This is a genomic window from Bacillus sp. LB7 (genome assembly GCF_030449715.1).
In the GTDB taxonomy this organism is placed as follows: Bacteria; Bacillota; Bacilli; order Bacillales; family Bacillaceae; genus Bacillus; species Bacillus paralicheniformis.
The window spans coordinates 38352-61559 of sequence record NZ_JASGCA010000019.1; the positions used below are offsets into that span (position 1 = coordinate 38352).

The 23208-nt window shown below is 46.0% G+C and carries 27 protein-coding genes; 15 read left to right on the forward strand and 12 right to left on the reverse strand.

From position 1 onward, the window contains the following. Position 1: 1 nt before the first annotated feature. Complete coding sequence (locus QMZ64_RS19220; RefSeq protein ID WP_265627465.1) at positions 2 to 982, reverse strand: aldose 1-epimerase; 981 nt, start codon at positions 980 to 982, stop codon at positions 2 to 4. Between the two features lie 224 nt (positions 983 to 1206). Between QMZ64_RS19220 and nhaC the strand changes: the two genes are divergently transcribed. After that, positions 1207 to 2565, forward strand: coding sequence for a Na+/H+ antiporter NhaC (gene nhaC / locus QMZ64_RS19225; RefSeq protein ID WP_301441520.1), 1359 nt, complete (start codon positions 1207 to 1209; stop codon positions 2563 to 2565). Positions 2566 to 2604: 39 nt separating this feature from the next. Here the strand turns inward: nhaC and dat are convergent, their stop codons facing one another. After that, positions 2605 to 3456 (reverse strand): D-amino-acid transaminase, encoded by an 852-nt coding sequence (gene dat, locus QMZ64_RS19230; RefSeq protein ID WP_243939367.1) that lies wholly within the window; start codon positions 3454 to 3456, stop codon positions 2605 to 2607. 293 nt (positions 3457 to 3749) lie between these two features. On the opposite strand from dat, the gene QMZ64_RS19235 reads away from it, so the two are divergent. Together QMZ64_RS19235 and QMZ64_RS19240 are read left to right on the forward strand one after the other, a co-directional pair. Next, on the forward strand, positions 3750 to 4661 hold the full coding sequence (locus QMZ64_RS19235) for a polysaccharide deacetylase family protein (RefSeq protein WP_265627467.1): 912 nt from the start codon (positions 3750 to 3752) through the stop codon (positions 4659 to 4661). Between the two features lie 134 nt (positions 4662 to 4795). Beyond that, a complete protein-coding gene (locus QMZ64_RS19240; protein ID WP_265627468.1) occupies positions 4796 to 5290 on the forward strand; it encodes a GNAT family N-acetyltransferase in 495 nt (164 codons plus the stop codon). Between the two features lie 244 nt (positions 5291 to 5534). Here the strand turns inward: QMZ64_RS19240 and QMZ64_RS19245 are convergent, their stop codons facing one another. From QMZ64_RS19245 to QMZ64_RS19255, 3 genes are all read right to left on the reverse strand, one after another. Beyond that, complete coding sequence (locus QMZ64_RS19245) at positions 5535 to 6284, reverse strand: NAD-dependent protein deacylase (protein ID WP_265627469.1); 750 nt, start codon at positions 6282 to 6284, stop codon at positions 5535 to 5537. A gap of 29 nt (positions 6285 to 6313) precedes the next feature. Further along, positions 6314 to 7390, reverse strand: coding sequence for a mechanosensitive ion channel family protein (locus QMZ64_RS19250; RefSeq protein WP_265627470.1), 1077 nt, complete (start codon positions 7388 to 7390; stop codon positions 6314 to 6316). Positions 7391 to 7572: 182 nt separating this feature from the next. Further along, on the reverse strand, positions 7573 to 7680 hold the full coding sequence (locus QMZ64_RS19255; RefSeq protein ID WP_003180159.1) for a YhdX family protein: 108 nt from the start codon (positions 7678 to 7680) through the stop codon (positions 7573 to 7575). Between the two features lie 157 nt (positions 7681 to 7837). Between QMZ64_RS19255 and QMZ64_RS19260 the strand changes: the two genes are divergently transcribed. From QMZ64_RS19260 to crcB, 3 genes are read left to right on the forward strand one after another with little or no spacing between them, the layout of a single operon-like run. After that, entirely contained in the window at positions 7838 to 8575 is a 738-nt protein-coding gene (locus tag QMZ64_RS19260; protein WP_301441521.1) for a glycerophosphodiester phosphodiesterase, read from the forward strand. Between the two features lie 15 nt (positions 8576 to 8590). Further along, on the forward strand, positions 8591 to 8992 hold the full coding sequence (locus QMZ64_RS19265; RefSeq protein WP_265627472.1) for a fluoride efflux transporter FluC: 402 nt from the start codon (positions 8591 to 8593) through the stop codon (positions 8990 to 8992). Next, a complete protein-coding gene (crcB, locus tag QMZ64_RS19270) occupies positions 8989 to 9345 on the forward strand; it encodes a fluoride efflux transporter CrcB (RefSeq protein ID WP_146875162.1) in 357 nt (118 codons plus the stop codon). Before QMZ64_RS19265 ends, crcB begins: the two co-directional genes overlap by 4 nt. Positions 9346 to 9515: 170 nt before the next feature. Here the strand turns inward: crcB and QMZ64_RS19275 are convergent, their stop codons facing one another. From QMZ64_RS19275 to QMZ64_RS19290, 4 genes are all read right to left on the reverse strand, one after another. Then, positions 9516 to 10193, reverse strand: coding sequence for an N-acetylmuramoyl-L-alanine amidase family protein (locus tag QMZ64_RS19275; RefSeq protein ID WP_265627473.1), 678 nt, complete (start codon positions 10191 to 10193; stop codon positions 9516 to 9518). Beyond that, on the reverse strand, positions 10156 to 10443 hold the full coding sequence (locus QMZ64_RS19280; RefSeq protein WP_003180149.1) for a hypothetical protein: 288 nt from the start codon (positions 10441 to 10443) through the stop codon (positions 10156 to 10158). The genes QMZ64_RS19275 and QMZ64_RS19280 overlap by 38 nt, the downstream gene beginning before the upstream one ends. Positions 10444 to 10655: 212 nt before the next feature. Beyond that, complete coding sequence (locus QMZ64_RS19285; protein WP_020450746.1) at positions 10656 to 11057, reverse strand: hypothetical protein; 402 nt, start codon at positions 11055 to 11057, stop codon at positions 10656 to 10658. Between the two features lie 97 nt (positions 11058 to 11154). Beyond that, positions 11155 to 12528 carry a hemolysin family protein gene (locus tag QMZ64_RS19290; RefSeq protein ID WP_059232075.1) on the reverse strand — a complete coding sequence of 458 codons (1374 nt, stop codon included), beginning with the start codon at positions 12526 to 12528 and terminating at the stop codon, positions 11155 to 11157. A gap of 314 nt (positions 12529 to 12842) precedes the next feature. On the opposite strand from QMZ64_RS19290, the gene QMZ64_RS19295 reads away from it, so the two are divergent. Both QMZ64_RS19295 and QMZ64_RS19300 read left to right on the forward strand, forming a co-directional pair. Continuing rightward, positions 12843 to 13268, forward strand: coding sequence for a Cu(I)-responsive transcriptional regulator (locus QMZ64_RS19295; protein WP_043925061.1), 426 nt, complete (start codon positions 12843 to 12845; stop codon positions 13266 to 13268). Positions 13269 to 13328: 60 nt separating this feature from the next. Next, positions 13329 to 14648, forward strand: a complete 1320-nt coding sequence (locus QMZ64_RS19300) for a hemolysin family protein (RefSeq protein WP_085059313.1) — start codon at positions 13329 to 13331, stop codon at positions 14646 to 14648. 141 nt (positions 14649 to 14789) lie between these two features. On the opposite strand, the gene QMZ64_RS19305 is transcribed toward QMZ64_RS19300, so the two are convergent. Both QMZ64_RS19305 and QMZ64_RS19310 read right to left on the reverse strand, forming a co-directional pair. Continuing rightward, entirely contained in the window at positions 14790 to 15389 is a 600-nt protein-coding gene (locus QMZ64_RS19305; protein WP_059232064.1) for a lysophospholipid acyltransferase family protein, read from the reverse strand. A gap of 126 nt (positions 15390 to 15515) precedes the next feature. Further along, positions 15516 to 16466 carry an aldo/keto reductase gene (locus QMZ64_RS19310; protein WP_265627842.1) on the reverse strand — a complete coding sequence of 317 codons (951 nt, stop codon included), beginning with the start codon at positions 16464 to 16466 and terminating at the stop codon, positions 15516 to 15518. A gap of 200 nt (positions 16467 to 16666) precedes the next feature. Between QMZ64_RS19310 and QMZ64_RS19315 the strand changes: the two genes are divergently transcribed. From QMZ64_RS19315 to QMZ64_RS19330, 4 genes are all read left to right on the forward strand, one after another. Further along, on the forward strand, positions 16667 to 17209 hold the full coding sequence (locus QMZ64_RS19315) for a cupin domain-containing protein (protein WP_265627474.1): 543 nt from the start codon (positions 16667 to 16669) through the stop codon (positions 17207 to 17209). A gap of 298 nt (positions 17210 to 17507) precedes the next feature. Continuing rightward, entirely contained in the window at positions 17508 to 17999 is a 492-nt protein-coding gene (gene sigM, locus QMZ64_RS19320) for an RNA polymerase sigma factor SigM (RefSeq protein ID WP_011197692.1), read from the forward strand. After that, the gene (locus QMZ64_RS19325) at positions 17992 to 19062 is read left to right on the forward strand and encodes an anti-sigma factor (protein ID WP_265627475.1); all 1071 of its coding nucleotides are present in this window, start codon (positions 17992 to 17994) and stop codon (positions 19060 to 19062) included. Before sigM ends, QMZ64_RS19325 begins: the two co-directional genes overlap by 8 nt. Next, a complete protein-coding gene (locus tag QMZ64_RS19330; RefSeq protein ID WP_003180123.1) occupies positions 19050 to 19340 on the forward strand; it encodes a hypothetical protein in 291 nt (96 codons plus the stop codon). The genes QMZ64_RS19325 and QMZ64_RS19330 overlap by 13 nt, the downstream gene beginning before the upstream one ends. Before the next feature lie 28 nt (positions 19341 to 19368). On the opposite strand, the gene QMZ64_RS19335 is transcribed toward QMZ64_RS19330, so the two are convergent. Beyond that, complete coding sequence (locus tag QMZ64_RS19335; RefSeq protein WP_265627476.1) at positions 19369 to 19803, reverse strand: GNAT family N-acetyltransferase; 435 nt, start codon at positions 19801 to 19803, stop codon at positions 19369 to 19371. Between the two features lie 112 nt (positions 19804 to 19915). Here QMZ64_RS19335 and pdxR point away from each other — a divergent pair, with 112 nt between their 5' ends. From pdxR to QMZ64_RS19350, 3 genes are all read left to right on the forward strand, one after another. Then, positions 19916 to 21328, forward strand: a complete 1413-nt coding sequence (gene pdxR / locus QMZ64_RS19340; protein WP_265627477.1) for a MocR-like pyridoxine biosynthesis transcription factor PdxR — start codon at positions 19916 to 19918, stop codon at positions 21326 to 21328. 77 nt (positions 21329 to 21405) lie between these two features. Further along, entirely contained in the window at positions 21406 to 22293 is an 888-nt protein-coding gene (locus QMZ64_RS19345) for an AraC family transcriptional regulator (RefSeq protein WP_265627478.1), read from the forward strand. A gap of 721 nt (positions 22294 to 23014) precedes the next feature. Beyond that, the coding region (locus tag QMZ64_RS19350) for a T7SS effector LXG polymorphic toxin (RefSeq protein WP_301441522.1) at positions 23015 to 23208 on the forward strand (194 nt) is incomplete at its 3' end.

Consider the following 23208-nt stretch of genomic DNA (forward strand, 5'->3'; position numbering starts at 1 on the left):
ATTATATTCCGCCCACCTCAATTTTGCTTCGCATCGTCAGCTCTTCCTGCGGCCCCAAATCCCGAAATCCGGTCACATTCTTCGGCAGGTTGAGGTTCGGTGCATTCGTCATCCAAGTATATGGCTCTATACAAAGCAGGTCATCCTGATCAGATTTACCGTTAAACACGACCCAGTGCTTAAAATGACCGTCGCATTGGTAGCGGACGCGAATGCCGGCGAGGCTGTCCGCAATGACGGCAGCGCTGTTTCCTTCTTGGTCTTGTTCAGCTGCCAATATATCGTCAAGCCTTTCTCCCGCTGCCATTTTTCCCGCTTTGAACTCCTCTGTCACCCGATACTCGCCTGTCGGCAGCATGCAGTCTGTCAGCGTCCATCGCTTTGAGGCAGGAAGAGTAAACAGGCACCTTTCTTTATCTCCTGCTTCGTTTAAAGGATAGCGGAAAGATGTGTGATACCCCAATCCGATCGGCATCGGGTCTTGACCGCGGTTGACAGCCGATGCATCGATTTTCAGATGCTGTCCTTCTAACGTGTAGGTGATGGTGATGGAAAACGAGTGCGGAAAGATCGCTTTAATATCGGGATGATCATCAGAGTCCAGCTTCGTCTGCACGATGATCCGCTCTTCTGTTGCCTCCACTTTTTCCACCGTCCATTTTTTATCGTAAAGAAATCCGTGCAGGTGGTTTTCGAGCGGCTTTTCACTGATCGGCAGCTCGTACGTTCTTCCCGCATATGTAAATCTTCCGTGATCAATCCGGTTGGGAGGAAAAAGAACAGGAATTCCGAATAAAAACGGATTCGCGTCATATTCTTCCTTTGTTTCAGGCGCTTTCAACAATTTCAAACCGCCCGGCTTCCACTTCAGTGAAATCAAATTGCTTCCCCACCCGGGCACAAGTACAGCCTCTAAATCATCATTTTCCAACCATATCGCTTCCTCATCTAAAAACCGGCTTTTGAGAACAGTGTAAGACATTCGCATTTCCCCCTATTTTGTGAAACGTGTACCAAGTACATGCCTATCTCCAATCTATTATATCTTAAAAAAGTCAGCGCTTTCAAAATAGAATGGGCGAACCTTTGAAAAATGTTTGAAATATTTTAATTTAAGTATATAATCTATTTTTCTGTTATAATACGTTTATGCACAAAAGCATCAAAGTATTAAAGAGAGATATTTCTTCTAATGAGGTGTGTGATTTGTCAAACGAAAAACGTCTATCGTTTTCCATATCGGCTCTATTGTTTTTAGCCATATTGTTCATTATTTTCACCTGCTTATTCATATTTAAAGCAGAAGCGCACATACCGCTGTTGATTTGCGTTGGTTTTTTAGCTGCGGTCGGCGCGGCGAAAGGCCATTCCTGGAAAGACCTTGAAAGCGGCATTGTCTCAGGCATCCGGAATGGCGTTCAGCCGATTATCGTCCTTTGTTTAATCGGCATCTTAATCGGAGTCTGGGAGTACAGCGGCGCGATTCCGACGGTAACGGTTTACGCGTTGAATCTGATTGAACCGCAGCACCTGCTGCTCACCGCACTTTTCAGCTGTCTTGTGATCAGTTCATTGGTCGGCTCCAGCTTTACGACGGTCAGCACGATCGGCGTCGCCCTCATCGGCGTGGCCGCGGCGGCCGGCGTTCCACTGACATGGGCGGCGGGAGCTGTGATTTGCGGCGCCTGTTTCGGCGACAAAATGTCTCCGATGTCTGACACGACCAATTTTGCCGCAGGGGTCGGAGAGCTTCCCATTTTCAAGCATATTAGACATATGGCGGGAACGACGATCCCCGCTCTTTTGATCACGATTTTGCTTTTCTTTTTCATGGGCCGTTCTTTAACAGCGGCACCGGCTTCAACCGAAAACATTCAAGCGATCATAAACGGAATAGAAGGCACAGTCAACATCAGCGTCTGGGCGCTTCTGTCGCCTCTTCTTGTGATTGTACTTGCTGTCAGACGAACGCCCGTCATTCCGTCGCTTGCAGCGGGGGTCGTTTCCGCCGGAATTCTTGCCGCGTTGATACAGCCTGACGCCAGCATTTCATCGTTTTTGTCAGCGATGCAGAATGGTCCTGTTTTCTCAGCCGACACTGAAGCCGTTGAGAAGATTTTAAACCGCGGCGGCCTTCAATCGATGATGGGCTCTGTTTCCCTGATTATCATCGCATTCGCGCTCGGCGGTCTCATGGAAAAAATCGGCCTGATTACAAGCCTGCTTGAAGGTGTAATCAAGGGCATTCATACGAAAGGCCGGCTTGTGTTCTCAACCGTTTCATCAAGCATCGGCATGAACCTGGCGACAGGCGAACAGTATTTATCGATCTTGATTCCCGGACAGTCCTTTAAAAAGCTGTATGACAAGCTCGGCATCGACCGGAAGCATTTGTCGAGATCGCTTGAAGACGGAGGGACATTAATCAATCCGATGATCCCTTGGGGAGTCAGCGGCGCGTTCATGTCCAGCGCGCTCGGCGTTCCCGTCATTGAATATTTGCCGTTTGTGTTTTTCCTATATTTATCGCCGCTCTTTTCAATTTTGTTCGGTTTCCGCAAGTAAAAAAAACGCCGTTTCCCCATGGAAGCGGCGTTTTTTTTGTTAAACCGGTTTGGCTGTCTCTGACAAAATGCTGTTTTGCAAAGCGGTCTGCACATTTTTGGTGAGCGGTCCGGGCGCTCCGGAGCCGATGGTTTGCCCGTCAATCGATGTGACCGGAATGACTTCGGCCGTCGTTGACGTGATGAACACCTCATCTGCATTCAGTAATTCATCCTTTGTCACCGCTTTTTCTTCATAATTCAAGCCGTGTTGCTCACACAGCTGAAGCACTTTCATCCGCGTGATGCCGTTTAAGATGAGCGTTGTCACAGGATGGGTGTAGATAACGTTTTGCTTGACGACGTAAACATTTGAGGACGTCCCTTCCGTCACCAATCCGTCGCGAATTAAGATCGCTTCGAATGAAGAAGCTTCATGCGCTTTTTGCTTGATCATTACATTGTACAACAGATTTAAGCTTTTAATGTCGCATCTCAGCCAGCGCATGTCGTCCGCAGTAATAGCCGAAACGCCGTTTTGCTGTTCTTTTTCAGGCTTTTGAATAGGAAATGTATAAGCCGTCACCTGAGGCGTAAGCCCTGCTCCGTATTGGTGCTTTCTCGGGGCTTTTCCCCTTGTCACTTGAAGATACAGCCCGCCGTCCCGCATCTGATTGATGTCGACGAGCTCTTTCAGCTGGCTTTTCAGCTCGGCTTCTGAAAAAGACAAGCCGATTCCGATTTCGGCTGCGCTTTTGTATAAGCGGGCAATGTGTTCATCAAGCGTGAACAAGATTCCATTGTAAATGCGGATGACTTCATAGACGCCGTCTCCAAATTGGTAGCCTCTGTCCTCAATATCAACCGCACACTCGCTCCGTTCCATCAGCCGGCCGTTAAAAAGAACTTTCATTTCTCCATCCCCTTGTTTTTTGTTGACTTCTGAATTTTCTCCATTCCATTCTAACACGACCCTGCCCTTCAAAATAGTGCAATATTTCCAAAAACTTTTCTCCGCCTTCATGATCAAAAAAACAGCATTCCTCATCGTTCAGCATTTTCTCTTAAAATTTGATATATTTTTCCCTTCATCCTGTATTCATCTTCTTTCCAATCCTGTATACTTAAACATTGTGATCCATTATTTTATGAGACTAGCATTCTATAATGGCATTGGAACGAGAAAAATGATACGGAGAGAGTGACATGCGCCAAGTATCAAAAAAAACTGCCCCATCTGTAACTTATCTGTTGACGAAAGCAGCGTGCTTTTTTGTTTTGTGTCTGATTCTCCTGTACGTGTGGGACCTTTCACAGTCCTCTGCCGCCACTGAGAAAAAAGAGCTTACGGTGTCGGAAAACAGCCAAATGAGGCATGAAGGAGACAGCGTTCCGCTCAAAAAAGCAACGCAAGGCGAGCTTCTCGATCACTTGAGCACAAAACAGCAGATCGAAAAGCGCAAGCAAGAAAAAGAGAAGCAAAAAGCTGCTGCGGAAAAAAAGCAAGAAAAATTGAAGGAAAAAACGGTTTATTTGACGTTTGACGATGGGCCTTCAGCCGTAAGCCCAAGGCTGCTGCAAATTTTATCCGAACACGATGCTAAAGCGACGTTCTTCATGCTCGAACCGAACATGAAGATTCACAAAGAAGCCGTTCTCAATATGAAGCAGCAGGGCCATGCACTTGGACTTCACGGGGTGACCCATGACCAAAAGCAATTTTATAAAGGCGCCAATTCTCCTCATCTGGAAATGAAGCAGGCTCAAAAAACGCTGAAGTCTATCACCGGGGTTGAAACCCATTTAATCAGAACGCCGTACGGGAGCAAACCTTCGCTGACCGAAGCGCAGAAAAAAGTGCTGAAAAAGAACGGATTTGTTTATTGGGACTGGAATATTGACAGCATGGACTGGAAATACAGAAGCCAAAAATTCGTTCCGGAAGTCATGAACCAGCTGAATACGCTGGAAAAGCGGCAGACAAAACAGCCGATCGTAATCCTGATGCATGATATTCCTTCAACGGTTCAATCGTTGCCGTTATTGCTGACAAATTTAAAAAACATGGGGTATTCATTTGCAACGCTTGATGAATCGATGACACCCGTTCATGAATAACATCCCATGTCTGATCCCCTGCTGAAGGGGATTTTTTTATTTCCTCCCGCAAGTGTGATCATCTGACACACTTGTTGCCAAAAAAACAGCTTTCTGATTATGATGCAGTTATCTTTAAATCATGGGGTGGATAAATGAAAATTGAAGAGTTGCATTCACCCGCGGAATATGCCAATCAATTGGCCGAGCTTCTCATCCGCGTCGTCGATGACGGAGCATCGGTCGGCTTTCTGCCTCCGCTTGAAAAGCGGCGGGCGAAGGCTTATTGGACAACAGCCGTTACACCGGATTCGGTTTTATGGATTGCCAAACAAAACGGCCGGATCGCGGGAAGTGTTCAATTGCACTTATGCACAAAACAAAACGGCCGCCACAGGGCGGAAATCTGCAAGTTAATGACAGATCCCGCCTTCAGGCGGCAGGGCATCGCCAGATCGTTAATGGAAAAAGCGATCGACAGGGCGAAACAGGAAGGCAGATCACTTCTCGTGCTGGATACAAGGGAAAAAGACCCGTCCAACCTTCTTTACGCTTCGCTCGGCTTTGCCGAAGCCGGCCGCATTCCCGCATACGCGGAATCTGCAGACGGCGGCTTCGATGCATCCGTTTTTTATTATAAAAAATTGTGATGAAGCTCAGAAAAAGGCGCTCCGGTCTGGAGCGCCTCAGATTGTTGACAAAATCCCAAAACGGCTCTTAGTTTTGGGATTTTGTCATCCTTTCAGCGTGACCCGCAACCCTTGCAGTCTAGGAAGGCCGAGCATCGGAGCGGAGCGAATGTTGGAATTCGTGAGCACCGACGCGCAGGCCTGACAACGAATGCGAGGGTTTGTCGACACGCTGAGGCGCTCCGGTCTGGAGCGCCTTCTTTTTTTAACGGTTAAGCTTCCGAACAAACTCGGCGATTTTTTGATGGATGACAATATCGAATAAATGATCGTAAGGTGTCTCATCGAGATTGATCATCGCTTTCTTCAAGCCGGGGATCAGGTGCGCTTCTTCAGGAACAAACCTGACAGGCGCCACTTCAAGTGAAGTGCCGATCACCAAAAGCAGGTCGGATTCGTTGAGGGCTTCAAAAAGCGTGTCGAAATGCTGAACGGCATCGCCGAACAGCACGACATCCGTTTTTAATATGAATCCGCATTCTCTCCCCTTGCCATTGACGCTATGGCATCTTGGCACTTCTTCTTGAAGAATGTGGTCAAGACCATAGCGCGCCTCGCATTTTGGGCATGCGGCGGTTTGGATCGACCCGTGCAGTTCATATACATGGCGGCTTCCCGCCTTGAGATGCAGTCCGTCGATATTTTGCGTGAACACCTTGACATCCTTACCGCTTTTCTCGAGATCGGCTAAATAAAGATGCCCGTCATTCGGCTGATAAGTTCCGGTCATTTTCATTTGAAAAAGCTCTTTAAACTTCGGCCAAAACAATTTTGGATATCGTTCGTAATAATCACGGCTCATCGCTTCCATTCTTGACAGATCTTCCGTCCATATGCCGCCGGCTGAACGAAAATCAGGAATACCTGATTCAGTACTCATACCGGCGCCTGTCAAAACGGTAATGCGCTCGGCATTTTCGATCATCTCCGCAAATCTCAGGGCTTTTTCCTCCATTTGGCTTGTCTCCCTTCCAAAACCGTTACCTAAGCATTTCCTTGCTGATCTTTCATTTTCTTTAACTCAAAGAGGCTGTGCCCCGGAGAAACAAAATCAACCTGCTCCTCTTTCATAATATCAAGAATGCGGTAGTTGACATCCTGTCTGACGTCCAAGTTTTCGGCCCAGACCGTCGTATTGGTATAGTAGTTGAAGAAGATGCTTAAATGTGTATCCTTCAGGACATCGAAATTGACCATAATGACATCCGGGTTGACCCCTTCGTGCGACTTGAGCATTTCTTTGAAACGCTCCACACATCGTTCGACTTTCTCGCGCGGGGTGGACGGATCGATTTCGAGTGTAAAGGTGACCTGACGCTTTCGCATTTTCGTCCAGTTCATGATTGCTTCGTTAGCCAGCACCGAGTTGGGGACGGTCACGAGAGCTTCTCCGGCCGTGCGGACTTTCGTGCTTCTGAACGATATATCTTCAACAGATCCGGTGACAATATTCGTTTCAATCCAATCGCCGATTGTAAAGGGCTTCTCCATAATAATGACAATTCCGCCGAAAAAGTTGCCGACAGTGTCTTTTGCCGCAAGAGCAAAAGCGAAGCCGCCGAGCCCGAGCCCGGCAACAAATCCGTTGACATCATAATTGAACTCTCCGGCGATGACACTGATTCCGAGCGCTACAATGATGAAGCGGAGAATCTTGGACAAAAACGGCGCAAGAATATCATCCATATCAAGCTCAAGACGCTTATTGATTTTATCGAATAAAACCGACGAAGCCGCCGTTAAGTTGTATAGGCCGCTTACAATGACCAAAATCACTGACACTCTGTACAGTTTATGAACGATCGCCATATGCCCATCAAAAAACGGGGAATAAATGATGGCCAGATAAATACCGAGTATCGCAAAAAACCACCGGGCCGGCTTTTCAAAGGCCAACGCCACCTGATTGAAAAAGTCTGTTTTCGTCTTATTCGTCAATTTCAGTATTAAGTTGAACAAGTACTTCGTAAATATTTTTCGGAACGCGAAAAATAAAAGAAGGATACCGATGCTGATTCCGATATCGACAGCGAAATCCATTGTCATATACTTTTCGAACATTGCTTTCTCTCCCTTATTTCACTCATCAAGCTTTTATTATACTAAAACGAGAAAAAAATTTCTCACTTTATTGTGCGCCAAAAATATCCGTCGACACGCATAAAAGGCCGCCGAACACTTCGGCAGCCTGAAGATCATCATATTTTATTGTTCCAGAGACAACGTGATTCGGGCCAACACCGCTATTTCTTCTTCTGAGACTGTGTTTGATCAAGGAGAGTCGCTTTAAACATTTCAGCATCGGTTTCGATCTTAATCCGTTCTTCCACTTTAATTCTCCCTTTACCCATCATCTCGCCTCCTTTTGTCCATTATGAAATATCAGAATTTTTAGTCAATGATCCTTTTTTACCATTTTGCCGAAATTTGTCGCACATCTCTTCTCCCTGCTTTTGTCCGCTTCAGTCTAATGATTTACTTGCATCGCCAAAATCGGGTATCCTTGTGATGGAAAGATTTTATCAAGAGGAGCTGACATGTTTGCATATTATCGCACATCGCGGAGCCTCGGCTTACGCCCCTGAAAATACGTTTGCCGCTTTTGAAAAAGCGGTGAAGCTCGGGGCTGATTTTATCGAACTCGACGTACAGCTGACAAAAGACGGCAGACTTGCCGTCATCCACGATGACAAAGTTGACAGAACGACAAACGGTACCGGTTTCGTTCGCGAGTATACGATGAATGAGCTCGAAAAGCTTGATGCGGGAAGCTGGTTCGGCCTGGATTTTCAAGGCGAAAAAATCCCTTCACTTGAAGCTGTTCTGGGGAAGTATCACAACAAGACGGGCCTACTCATCGAAATCAAGTCGTCCAAAACCCAGCCCGGAATCGAAAAAGCGTCGGGACAACTGATCAGCCGGTTCGGCCATTCGATGAACACGATTGTCCAGTCGTTTGACGCAAACGCCATGAGGGCGCTTCATCACATGTATCCTTCGATTCCGACCGCCGTTTTGATCAGGCCGCGATTCGGAATGCTGCCGCGCGGCCGGCTGCGGCAAATCGCGGAGTTTGCCCGGTACGTCAGCCTCAAAGCTACGATGGTCAGCCCTTTTCTGATCAAATCGATTCACAGCTGTGATTTGAAGGCGCTGGCCTGGACGGTCAACGGGCAGAAAACGGGACGCCGCCTCAAAAGCTGGAAAATCGATGGGATCATTACCGACTACCCGGATTATTTTTGAGAAAGAAGGAAAAGTATGAAATCATCTGTTGCCGTTTTTATCGGGGGAACCCTCGGCTCGCTGCTGCGCTACTTCGTCAATCTGCATGGCGGCACCGCCGGTTTTCCTTGGCCGACTTTTATTGAAAATGCGTCTGGAAGCCTTCTGCTCGGCCTTTTGACAGGTTTTTTTGCGGCTCGGGCAAAAAAGCCGCTCGTCCAGCTATGTTTAGGAACGGGGTTTTGCGGAGGGTATACGACAATGTCCGCTTTTTCTAAAGAGACCGTATTGTTGCTGCAATCGGCCGTTCCGCACATCGGAGTTCTGTACTTGATGGTGTCGCTCGCCTGCGGGGTGTGCTTCGCATTTTTGGGTATCATGATCGGCAAAAGGATCAGCGGAGCGTCAGGGAAAGAAAAGGAGCGGTATCAATCATGATGGCAGTTGGATTTATGATCGCGGGAGGAATCGGCTCCGTTTTAAGATTTTGGCTCGGCAATATGCTCATGGCGATGTTTCCGCGCCCCCGCATTCCTGTCAGCGTGATGGTGGTCAATATTGTCGGCTCATTCGCCCTCGGCATATTCGTCAGCCTCGGCATTGACAATCAAACGGTCTCTATTGTGGTCGGAACTGGATTTTTCGGAGGCTTCACAACATTTTCCACATTCAGCGTCGAAGCGGTTCAGCTTTTGGCTGCAAAGCGTGTAAAGGATTCAGCGGTTTACATGCTGCTTACAATGGCATGCTCACTCGGGGGATTCTGGGCCGGCTGCATGCTGATTTTGTGAAAAGATGGTGTTATGATGAAACAATGATGCTCGTTCGGCTATGAACAGGCGCCCGTTTTTTCTTGCGCCCGCCGTCACAAAAGCGGTGCCCCGCTACGTTTGATTTTAAGGAACACCACGGACACATTAAAGAATCCATTTTGAAGCATTCAAAATGGATTCTTCCCTTTTCACCCTTTTTCAATGGCCGCTGTTTGAAAGCTGTCCCAATTCGCAGAAATCACGTTCAAAACATCGTCTTTTTCTTGGTAAGCTCCAATTTGTCCCCCGTCCATCGTCACTTTATACAGGGGGAACTCATTGTGTGTCAGACCGAGGCAGAGCGCGATGCCGGCTGCATGTCCCCGCGCCGTCTGTTCGATCCAGGCGGCGCTTTTCATTTTTGCCGAATCTTCGGGATGATCGATAAAGCCGTTCTCCGTCAATATGGCGTGCATCGCTGTTTCCCGAAGAACATGAAAGTTCGCCTTCTTCATTCCCCTGTCCCTCAGTCCGTTCTGTTTAATCACTTCGCCGTGAATGATCCGTTGATAAAGAGCGGTAACAGATTCATCGGTCAAGCCGCTGTAGATATAATCTTCATACCCGTACGCCGTACCGTCAAAAGCGTTTGTATGAATGGAGACAAACAAATCGGCCCCCCACGAATTGGCATCGTCTGTGCGCTCCTGAAGCGTGACCGTTTTGTCTGTTGTTCTGCTCAGCCTTGTCTCTGCGTTATCATACTCTTTTAATAGAATCTCATTCATTTTGAGAGCAATGGCAAGCGTCACGTCCTTTTCCTGCAAACCGTTTCCCGATGCTCCCGGATCACTTCCGCCGTGTCCCGGATCCAAATAAATCTTCATGTTCAATCTCCTCCTTTGATAATGGTTTCAAGACGTTTTTTGAACCGGAGTAAAATCCAACCGATGACAATCCAAGCCAAGTTCCGATCATCATATCTTCCTTCCAGTCCCCTGCGGTAAACAAGAGAGAAATCGAGATGCCGAAGACAATTGCACAGATGGGGAGAAATCGTTTCTGAATGCCGACAAGCTTTACCGTATGCACCAATCCCGTAATCAGCGGAACGAGCGCAATTTCAGAAAAATCCATGTTCTTCCTCTCCTTTCCTGAAGCGTTTGTCTCAAACAATGACCGGCATTTGTTTCATCACATGTGTCAAACCTCCCCGCTGTTTAAAGCTTGTCTTTATCATAAAAGAAAAGCTGCTCTCTCCCGTGTCATCATCGCGTCAAGAACCTGAAAAAAAACTGAAGCGGCGCAGAAAAGAAGGGCTTGTTTGAGACAAGTCCTTCCCGCATCCGTTAAATATTCGTGATCGCCGCCAAGCTGACAAGCAGCTTGTCCAGCAGCGATTTCTTCATTAAAAACAGCGTTTTTTCGCTGTAGCCGATTTCCATCGCGCATTTTCCCATGCTCCAATTGTGAATATACCGGCATTCCACCAGCTTCCGCTCGAGCTCATCCAATTCGGAGACAGCGGTTTCCATTGAATCAAGCAAAAATTGATAGAGCCTTTTTTCCGCGTCGATCTGATATTCAGCGTTTCTTTCTTTGACGGCGAGCCCGTTCTTTTGCTCCTTCTCCATCCTCCTTTCTAAATTGAGCACGGCGGCTTTGTAATTTTTCCAATTCCGCAAATGAAATTCGATCCGCTTAATATACGTTTTCCTCTCTTCCTCCGAAATGATTTCGTACCACAGCAAATCAATCACTCCTCAAACAGAACATTTGTTCCCATTATATACGAACGAATGTTCCTGTTCAAATGACTTTTTTCTTAAAATCAAAAATCACCTTGAGCTATTTTTCGCTCAAGGTGACTTCGTTAACGACGACCGGATTTGCCGGTGCCAGCTCTACATGTTCTGTTGTTTGTTCCCGCTTCACTTCGACGTGCTTAATCAGACGCCCTTCCATTTCGAGAACCGTTATCGTGTAAGAGCCGATATGCACCGCCTGGCCTTCCGCGATATCTATGTTTTCTTTCAACACAAGTCCGCCGACTGTTTCGACTTCCTCTTCCTCGAGATCGTCTTCAAACAGTTCATTGACCTGATCGATTCTCACTTTGCCATCCATGATGTATTCATGATCGGAGACTTTTTCGATGAGCGGTTTTTCGTCTTCATCGAATTCGTCCCTGATTTCTCCGACGATTTCTTCAAGAATATCCTCGGCCGTCACAAGACCCGATGTTCCCCCGTACTCATCCGTTAAGATCGCCATGTGAATCCGCTCCCGCTGCATTTTGATCAGCAGCTTTTGAACAGGCACGGTTTCAATGACTTCAATAACCGGACGGACATAGGCTTCAAGGGACAATCGCTTTTTCTCAGCCTCTGACATCATGAGCATATCCGTAAACAGCTGTTTCGTATTGATCATGCCGATGACATGATCCTTATCGCCTTTATAGACAGGCCAGCGCGTATACTTTTCCTGCAGCATGACCGAAATGGCCTCATCGATCGGCATATCCAGCGGGACAGAGGCGATTTCCGTACGCGGCACCATAATTTCTTTGGCGATCCGATTGTCGAATTCAAAGATTTTATTAACGTATCTATATTCAGACGGATTGATTTCTCCGCTTTTGTAGCTTTCTGATAACAGGATTCGCAACTCTTCCTCCGAATGGGATTCATCCTTTTCCGAAGCAGGCTTCAAACCGAATAACCCGGTCAGCACTCTGGCTGAGGCATTCAGCGTCCAAATGAACGGGAACATCACAACATTGAAAAAGTGCAGAGGTCCCGCCAGCCACAGTGTCATCTGTTCGGCTTTTTGAATCGCGATGGTTTTTGGGGCAAGTTCTCCAACCACGACGTTCAGGAATGTAATCACTAAAAATGCAATGGCAACTGAAAGAGCGTGCGATACAGCGCCAGAAACATGCAAGCTTTCAAAGACCGGATGCAGCACCTTTTTAACCGTCGGCTCCCCCATCCAGCCGAGTCCAAGTGCTGTAATCGTAATGCCGAGCTGGCAAGCTGAAAGGTATTCATCCAAATCCGATACCACTTGTTTTGCGCGAACCGCCTTTTTGTTTCCTTCAGCAATCAGCTGATCAATGCGGGAGCTTCTGACTCTGACAATCGCAAATTCCGATGCCACGAAAAAAGCGGTTAATGCAATCAGAATCCCGATGATTATCAGACTAACAATATCGTCCATTTAACCTTATCCTTCACAAAGGACAAGGAGTCACCTCCTGATGAATTCAAATTCCCTTAATAAGGCTGATGTGCGTTCTGTAAAAATGACTATGCAGAGGGCCCCATCTAACCACCTCCAAGCCAAATATATACTATTATCTTACTTTATTAAAAAAGAGTCAGTCAAATGTCTAAACTTTAAATCTAACAATATTTTCTCGAATATTTAGATAAATAAAGGTTTTCGCATCAATTTTACGCCTTTTTTTGATCAATTAACTTGTATAAACAGCTTCTAATATATTAAAATGTTTTATAACTATAACGTGATGGTTGAGGAGGGATGCAGATGGGGCAGAGAAATATCGCATTGGCGAATTAGCAGCTGCTGCAGGCGTAACAAAACGGACTGTCGATTATTATACGAATCTCGGGCTGTTAACGCCTGACAGATCATGTTCAAACTACCGTTATTACGATGAAGCCGCTCTCAAACGGCTGAAGTTTATTATGGACTGCAAGCAGCAGAGATTGGCCCTGTCCGACATTAAAGTAAGGCTGGAAAACCAGTTTCCCTCTTCAACTGTGAATGATGATGAAATTGGAAGCCTGACAACGGAAATTGATCATGTCAATGACAATATTTCCGTGATCATAAACAGATTGAAACGGCTGAATCCCGATGAACGGAAGATTCTGAAAAGCCGGCTTTCTCCTGAAAAAATGACGGTCATCCAGTCCTTTTTACTGCTGCTTTAGTTAATCTTTTACTAAACAGGAGGTGTTACCTTCATTCTCACGCTAGAGTGAAGGTCCTAATTGGAAATAGTTAATTTGGTTTTTGTTGCTGTATTAATTGCTTTAACAGCATTTTTCGTAGCGTCTGAGTTTGCGATTATCAGAATCAGAAGCTCGCGGGTTGATCAGTTGATTGCTGAAGGAAACAAAACAGCGGTTTCGGTGAAAAAAGTCATTACACATTTAGACGAATATTTATCGGCCTGCCAGCTCGGCATCACTTTGACGGCTCTCGGTCTCGGTTGGCTCGGGGAGCCGACGGTCGCCCGGCTGCTTGAACCGCTATTTGTGAAGTGGAACATTCCGAGCTCTGTATCACACATCGTTTCAGTCGTGATCGCCTTCAGTTTGATTACGTTTTTGCATGTGGTTGTCGGCGAGCTCGCTCCGAAGACGCTTGCGATCCAAAAAGCGGAAGCCGTTTCCTTCCTTTTTGCAAAACCGTTGATCTGGTTCTACCGCATCATGTTCCCATTCATCTGGGCGCTGAACGGATCAGCAAGGCTGTTAACGAAAGCGTTTGGCCTTGAAGCAGTTTCTGAAAATGAAATGGCGCACTCAGAGGAAGAGCTGCGAATTATTCTGTCAGAAAGCTATAAAAGCGGCGAAATCAATCAATCTGAGTTCAAATATGTCAACAAAATTTTTGAATTCGATGACCGTCTTGCCAAGGAAATCATGATCCCGAGAACAGAAGTCGTCAGCTTTCCAAATGATATGAAAATCGCCGAGATGATCGACATCACGAAGGTCGAAGGCTATACCCGCTATCCCGTCGAAGACGGAGATAAGGACAACATCGTCGGCGTCATCAATGTTAAGGAGATACTGACGGCCTGCATCAGCGGAGAATGCTCCAAAGAAGACACGATTGAACAGTTTATCAATCCGATCATTCATGTGATCGAGACCGTTCCGATCCACGATCTGCTTCTGAAAATGCAGAAAGAACGCGTTCATATGGCGATCCTTTCTGATGAATACGGCGGAACGGCCGGACTCGTGACGGTCGAAGACATCATTGAAGAAATCGTCGGCGAAATCCGTGACGAATTCGATATTGATGAAATTAATGAAATCCGCAAAATTGGCGAAAACCACTACATTCTCGACGGTAAAGTGCTCGTCAACCAAGTCAATGATCTGCTCGGCATTCAGCTCGACAATGAGGAAATTGACACGATCGGCGGATGGTTCCTGACGCAAAAATATGACGTCCAAAAAGGCGACATGATCACCGATCAGGGATTTGAATTCACGATCAACGAAATCGACGGCCACCACGTTTCATACGTTGAGGTGAAAAAAGCTGCGGAAACGCTGCTTGAAGAAGCTGAATAACATTGTGAACAAACCGGAGGATACAATGCATTTGTATCCTCTTTTTTTATCCTCTTAAAAAATGGAGTACAAGGTGAATTTAAAAAAAATAAAAAACAGCTTCTGTGCGTGAGAAGCTGTTTTTCCTTGCGTATGTTTGAATTATAGCTGCTCCAGCTTTTTCTCTAAAGCTTTAATACTGTCATTCAAAGCTTCCGTCATTTTGACCAGCTTTTCTTTTGACGAATATTGAGCGAAATCTTCCTGTTTGAGCGGTTCGCCGATGACCAGTTTCATTTTGCCTCTTTTGAAAAGCTCTTTTTCGTTGGAAGGACCGCTGTATGCGGCGGGCACAAGCGGCGCTTTTCCCATCTGGGCGATCGTGACAGCCCCTCTTTTCAATGGAACGTCTTCAGATGACCGCGTTCCGCTTGGAAAAATGCCGACGATTTTTCCTTCTTTCAACAGCTTGATCGGGGTTTTGATGCTGCTTGGCCCGGGATTTTCCCTGTCGACGGGAAATGCGTTGATGCTTGATAGAAAAGAACCGCTTAATTTATTTTCAAAAAGCTCTTTTTTCGCCATGTAATGAATTTCCATAGGCAAAATGCCGACACCCAGTGCGACGACATCCACCCATCCTGCATGTGTGCACGCAATAACGAAACCTGTGTCTTTAGGAAGATTTTCTTTATTGTATACTTTAATTCCGCCGCGCAAAGAAAGAATCGCTTTTGCAGCATAACCAGTAAATTTATACATATGGCACTTCCTTTATTGATGTAGTCGTATGAGGTTTCCCTTTATTATTATAACAATTTTTTTTATTACCTGGTACTAAAAAATGATTTTTCATAAAAAAACCGGGGAATTTCCTCCCCGGTACTTTCAGACTTTTTCTTTTGTCGGCGGAGCCATGAATTCAGGCCCGATCTGTTCTGAAATCGTATTGTCCAATATGTCGTCAATTGCTTTTTGATCACTTTCTGTTAAGCTCCAGCCGGTGATTTTGCTGACGGGACGGATTTGATCAGGGCGTCTCGCTCCCCATAAAGCAATGCTTGCGCCGGGCTGATCAAGCACCCACCTTGCTGCCAGATGAAGAACGGATTTGCCGAAGCGCTCGTTTGCAAACTCATCAAGTTTCCTGACGGCCTCCAGATATTCTTTAAATCGCGGCTTTTGAAACTTAGGGTCCCGCTTTCGAAGGTCGTCTCCTTTGAACGTGTAGTCTTCATTCATTTTTCCCGACAGAAGCCCCCTGCACAAGCTACCGTATAATAACGTCGTCAACCCTTGATCTTGCGCATACGGAAGAATGTCTTGCTCGATTTCCCTTTCAAACATGTTGTACGGCGGCTGTACGGTATGAAGCGGGGCCGCGGCTCTGAATGTGTCCATCTGCTCCGGGGAAAAATTGCTGACGCCGACCGCTCTGATTTTCCCCGCATCATACAAGTCTTTCATCGCTTCCGCTGTTTCTTCGATCAGGACGAGCGGATCGGGCCAATGCACTTGATACAGGTCGATGTAATCCGTTTTGAGCCTTTTCAGCGAATCTTCAACTTCCTTGATGATCCGCTCCCTCGATCCGTCGCGGTACAGCTGTTCCTGCTTCCAATCAAGCCTCGATTTTGTCGCGAGAATGACTCGGTCGCGTTCTCCGTACTGCTGTACGGCCTTGCCGACGATTTCTTCCGACTGTCCGAAACCGTATGCCGGAGCGGTATCAATCAGGTTGATTCCTTGATCAAGCGCAGCATGAATCGTTTGAATCGCTTCTTTTTCATCGCTTCCGCCCCACATGAAACCTCCGATGGCCCATGTTCCGAGACCGATGCGCGACGATTAAATCGATGTACCGGATATGTTGGTGTATTCCATGCTCCTCTCCCTCCTGTTGTGAGTCTGATATCATGTTTTCCCGGAAGCTTTTTTTAAAAAACGTGTTTTGACTAAAAACCAACTTTAAGCGGGACACTTCATATGCCTATTGCATACGATGATCCTAATAAAGCTAATGAAGGGACCTAAAACATATGCATCCAAATCAATACCCATATTATATTCCTTTTTCTTATAACCCGGTTCGGTTTCACGAATCAGACTATGCAGGCGCTTTTCGAACACCCGGCAGCGAAGAACGCATCGTCTTAAGAGATTATGGACAAAAGCCGTTTACCGCGAACATCAACGAAGCGGCAAAACAGAACAAAACGTTTCGGACCGCTTTATGGACGGGAAGGCATTTACAAGTTACCCTGATGAGCCTCAACCCCGGCGAAGACATCGGATTGGAAATGCACCCTCACGTTGATCAGTTCCTTCGTATTGAACAAGGCAGGGGAATTGTACAGATGGGGCCGAGCAAACATCATTTGCAATTTAAAAGAAATGTCTATGATGACACCGCTATCGTCATCCCTGCCGGAACATGGCACAATCTCACCAATACAGGCCATACTCCGCTGAAACTCTATTCAATCTATGCTCCGCCCAACCACCCGTTCGGCACCATCCATCGAACGAAAGCCGATGCGCTGGCCGCAGAAGGTCACCGCGGTCACGGCCAATATTTTTAACAGACGATAAAAACAGCGATAATGAAGGATGTCCTCTAATCAAATAGCCTTTTAGCATATAATAAAGATCTGATATGCTAAAAGGCTTATTTTGCTGCTGTGTTTTATATTTCGGCCGTTCAGTCGTTAAAATCGTCTTTTTACACCATGAAGATTAGTTTTTTTGGACGTGTTCAGTTATTATATAGGATAGATGATTTTTAAAGGTAAGAAATTGGAGGAAAAATGAGCCGTGGGCATATTTAGTGCAACTTCAAACCTTTCTTATGCGTTTATAACATAGAGGGGAGAAAAGGCAGTGACTATCGACGAAATTTACCAAATGTATATGAATGATGTTTACAGGTTCCTGCTCTCCATGACGAAAGATAAACATCTAGCAGAGGATTTGCTTCAGGAAACCTTTATGAGAGCTTACATACACATCCATTCTTACGACCACAGCAAGGTGAAGCCATGGCTTTTTCAAGTGGCGCGCAATGCGTTTATCGACTATGTCAGAAAGCATAAAAAGGAAGTGACGATTTCTGACGACATGATCGGAAACCTGTTTCAAAACGCGGTGCAAAGCCCTGCTCACCAGGTCGAAATCAAGGAAGTGTTAACCTTATATATGAACCAGCTCCCCGATAACTACCGGGAAGCGCTTACGCTTTACTATTTAAAAGAATTGAACTACAAGGAAGCGTCAAGCTTGATGAATATCTCAGAGGCTAATTTTAAAAGTGTTTTATTTCGTGCCAGACAGCGGCTGAAAGCACTTTACAACAGAGGTGTTAACGATGAATGAAGATTTTAAAAAACGTTGGGAAAAATATAAAAACGGCGAACTTTCCGAATCGGAAATGCTCCGGGTCGAAGAAGAGCTTGAACAGCTTGAAGAATACCAGGACATGCTGGAACAGGAAATGAAAGACGAAGACTGGGATTTGGTGATCAGTCCTGAAAAGCAAAAAGCGATTTTAAGATACGGAAAAAATAAATCATATATGCGGATTTCCACCCTTGCTGTTATTTCTACGCTTATTATTCTGCCGATCTGCACACTCGGCAGCTATCTATACTACGGGTTGGGCGGGCATGAAAGCAAAGGGAATGAACTGGTGCAAACCGCTTCAATGACAGTTGCCGTCACAAATCCGAATATTCAAGTCGATACCGAAGCCCTTGTCAACAAAGTAAAACTCTTTGGAATCGAAACACAGTTCCCGTTAAAGAAGCAAATCGGAAACGTTACAAAAGTAGTTGGAAATGAAGAAGTGGAAATGTTCTTCGATCAGCTGAAGTCTCCGCAGATTCATCAATACAATCAGGAGCTTTCAAAAGAAGAACGTCATTTTGTCTACCCTGACGGCATCAAAGAAAAATCAGTGTCCAAAGCCGAGTCGATTTTAAAACAGCTGCCTGACGGAACCGTAACCGAAGCTTTCCTTTCCTTTGAAAGAGCATATCCGACAAAAGAGCTGTATGAAAAATTAAAAGACTATGATGTTCGCGTTCTGTGGAATGCGATTGAGACAGAGGGCGATTTAAAAGATCATCCATACGCAGAGCCGATCGGTTTTCCCGGAAAAGATTCAAACCGGATTTTTGAAATTCAGCATCCTGCCGAAAACGATGACGAGCAGTTTAAAGCGGCACTTTCCTACATGATCAAGCACAATAAATGGGCTGAAACGATTTCAGGCAGGAAAAAACTGAAGCTTTCCAAAAGGCTTGACTATGTGGAACGAAACGGTGTGAACGTGTATGGAGCCGTCATTACCGGCCCGTCAAAAGAGGTTGAACGGCTGATCAAAAAAGGGCCCGTCAAAGCAGCTAAAGTAGGTGAGGTGGAATTATGGAACTGGTAAGAATCTTTAAGGAGCACAACGTATTTGGATGGGTGTCTGTCGGAACGGCCATTCTGTCCCTGTTCGTCTTAAACTTGGCTATTTTAAGCGACACGATCGCATATTCGTATAAGATGCTTCCTTTTGCGATGGCCGCCGTTCCGCTCGGAATTATCGAGCTGTTCATAAAAAAAGGACGGACCGGTCTCGGATTTCTCGGCGTCGTCCTGAACATTTTCATTCTCGTTTGCGTATGGACCATCGTCTCTATCGATACGAATCTGCAGCTTGGCTTTTAATAACTCCCCGGTTATACCGGGGAGTTTTTCATTTCAGAGCCTTGCGGAATAGGTAGCTCGCTTTTTCATACCTCATTTTATCTTCATAAAAACGGTGGGCGTCTGCGCGCTGCAAGCCTGATGATAAAGCGACTGAAGCCAATCCGTTCCGTTTGGCCCACTCTTCAACAGCGCCTAAAAGTTTCTTTCCATAGCCTTTTGAACGGTGTTTTTCACACGTCACCAGGTCTGCTACCCAAACATGACGGCCTTGATTCAAAGAGACCCTCGGCAAAAAGCCGGCCATAGCCACCGGAATATCGCCGTCGTACAGCGCAAATAACGTGTAGTTTTCAGCCTCCCGCGCTTCTTTGACGAGCTCCAAAAAAGACGTTTCATCCAAATGGGGGCGGAGCTGTCTCATAATCGGATAGACTTCCTTGAGTTCTGTTTCACAATGCAATTCCCTATAATCAAGCAACATCGTCATTCCCTTCTGTTGGTTATGGAACTACTTTAACCCGGAAACTGGTCTTTTTAAAATGGCCAGTTTTGATAAAATAAAACATACCAGATGAATTGAAAGGGCTGATCGAATGGATATAACCCCTTTTTTAAACCGCAGCGGCAGCGAGCCGCTTTATCAGCAGCTGTACACGTTTTTCAAACGCAGCATTCATTCGGGACACATAAAGCCTGGAACAAAGCTACCCTCCAAACGAATGCTTTCCAAACATTTAAATGTCAGCCTGACAACTGTTGAACACGCGTATGAACAGCTGGCTGCAGAAGGATATTTGCTCAGCAAGCCTAGAAAGGGCTGGTTTGCGGCTGAAGCGGAAGGAGACTTTGCACAGGCTGCGCCTCCTCATCCTGCCGAAAAAGAACTGGAAGAACATGAGACGGCGGCGGACATGATCGATTTTCACCACGGCCATGTAGACCTCGCGTCATTTCCTGTTTCCCAATGGAAAAAAACGCTCGCCAAAACCGTCGGTGAATCAGGGCATGACCTTTTCCAAAGCGGCCCCCCGGCCGGAGACATTCCGCTGCGGAAAATGATTGCGGTTTATCTCAGAGAGTCGCGCGGCGTGGTCTGTTCACCCGAGCAAATCATCATCGGAGCCGGCACACCGGTTTTGCTGCAGTTGCTGTGCCATCTGTTTCCTAAAGGCACCACTGTCGGATTTGAAGATCCCGGATTTCATCGCTCGAAAACGGTCCTGAAAACCGGCGGCTTCAATGTGGTGCCTATAGCAGTCGATGAGAGCGGGATTTCCGTGCAAGATCTTGAACAATATCAGCCGCAGCTCGCATACACCACCCCGTCCCATCAGTTTCCGCTCGGAATGATCATGCCGGTCGGCCGCAGGCTGCAGTTGCTTGACTGGGCAGCATCGACCGGAGCTTATATCGTCGAAGACGATTATGACGGGGAATTCCGCTATGCGGGACAGCCGATCCCTTCCCTTCAAGGGCTTGACCGGAACCACCGGGTCATCTATTTAGGAACCTTTTCAAAATCGCTGATTCCCTCCCTCAGGATCAGCTATATGGTTCTCCCCTTTTCGCTCGTCAAAGAAGGGCTCAACATGGCATCCTTATTTAAACAAACGGTTTCCCGCCATGTGCAGCAAGCCATTGCTCTTTTTATGAAAAACGGGGATTATCAAAGACACTTGAACCGAATGAGAACACTCTACCGAAAAAAACGAAAAACGCTCCTTGACGCTATCAAGCGTGAATTTGGGGCTCAAGCCGCAGTCAGAGGAGAGAATGCCGGTCTTCACATCATCCTTGAGGTGAAAAGCGCTCCGAGTGAAGAGTGGCTGACTCAAAAAGCACTGGAAAAAGGAGTCAAAGTATATCCAGCCTCTGTCTCGTATGTGACTCCTCCTGAAACACACGCGGTGCTCCTCGGGTTTGGCGGACTTTCTGAAAAAAGCATCGCAGACGGCATCAAAAAGCTGAAGACATCGTGGTTGAGCGGCGGACAATCTCGGGAATGATCCTGCACAATCGGGCACGGAAAGTCGGATGCCAGGTTTCTGTTTCTGCTATTTTTGTAAACAGAGGAGGTCATCAAATGGATTTGCTGAAGAACATGAATCAAGCCATGGCGTATATTGAAGAACACCTGACGGACAGAATCGACTTTCAAACGCTTGCGAAGCTTTCTTACTGCTCTGAATATCATTTTAAAAGGATGTTTTCTTTTCTTGCAGGGATTTCGCTGTCTGAATACATTCGCCGCAGGCGGCTTACCCTTGCAGCGTTTGAATTGAAAAACACAAATCAAAAAGTGATTGATATCGCGGTGAAATACGGTTATCACTCGCCGGATGCTTTTACGCGCGCATTTCAAAAGCTGCACGGCATTACGCCGACAGAGGCCCGGCACGATATCAGCACACTGAAAGCATATCCTCCGATGACCTTCCAGTTAACAATTAGAGGAGGAAACGAAATGAACTACCGAATTGTAGAAAAGAAAGCATTTCGGATCGTCGGAATCAAAAAAAGGGTCCCTGTCGTCTTTCACGGAATCAATCCGGAAATCGCCTCGATGTGGAAAGCTTTAAGCAGTGAAAACATCGCTGAATTAAAAGAGCTGTCAAATGTCGAGCCGCTTGGACTGATTCAAGCATCGGCGAACTTTTCCGAAGGCCGGATGGAAGAGCAGGGAGAGCTTGACCATTATATCGGTGCAGCGACAACGAAGGAATGCCCGGACCGATATGAACAGCTTAAAGTTCCCGCCTCGACATGGGCTGTCTTTGAAGCGGCTGGTCCGTTTCCGGACACCCTTCAAAATGTCTGGGGACGCATTTATGCTGAATGGTTCCCGTCTTCACATTACGAGCAAACAAAAGGGCCGGAAATCCTCTGGAATCAGGATCAAGATATCAGCTCCCCAACGTTTAAAAGCGAAATATGGATACCGGTTCAAAAAAGAACGGCATGTAAGGATTAAAGTTAGAAAAAAACAAAAGCTCGAGATATCAGTTCTTTTTGCTTCACAATACCGCTTCAGAAGAAAAAGAGACAATGACGCTGAGAGTGACAATATAACATTGAAGAAAATGACGTAGAATACCCAGATAGCATTTAATTTCAGCCTTGAAGAATTTGCACAGGCGTACAAATAAAGCAGCGCAAGACTTTGAAAAACGATGAAGAGATGAAAGCTCCTATTCATAATCGGAGTCATCAGGGTGGGAATTACTCTGTTCATTTGGCTAATGTTCCAAAAACGACAATAATAATAAAAAATCGAACCGTTAATATGAGAAACAACCAAGCGCATTCATATTGACGGTTCGCTTCCTCAACAATTTTACACCCGTTTGTATAATCTCCTGGGATTTTTTGAATCCCTATCTAAGAGGAGTCAAGATCAGAGTGATAAAAAATATGAGTTTATATGGTAGATTGCAACACTCCTCATCCTTCTAGTGATGATTCTTAATACTGTCTTTTTAAACATTAACCCTTTGTTATATCATCGGTGTATTAATATACATTTTGTTCATGGGGGTTATTAAGAGCAGATGGAAAAAAAGCTAAAGACTAGCCCTAATAACCTAAGTAATTTGATTCATTTTCATGGATGAACAGGATTTATTCCCCAATTGGTTTCCGTAAAGTGGTAAACTCTATACTGATTGTAACCAAAAGGATTAGAGGAGAATGCCATGAAGACGCTGGATGTTCAAGCGTTGCACAATGCGATAGATCAAACGCTCGAACAATTAAAACAACAATCAGACGAATTTTCTAAAGTCAAAAAAGCCGTTGAAGGCATCACATCGCTTGATGATGCTTTAAAAGGAAAAGGCGGCGACGCGATCCGCGCGTTTTATGAGGAATGCCACACCCCTTTTCTACA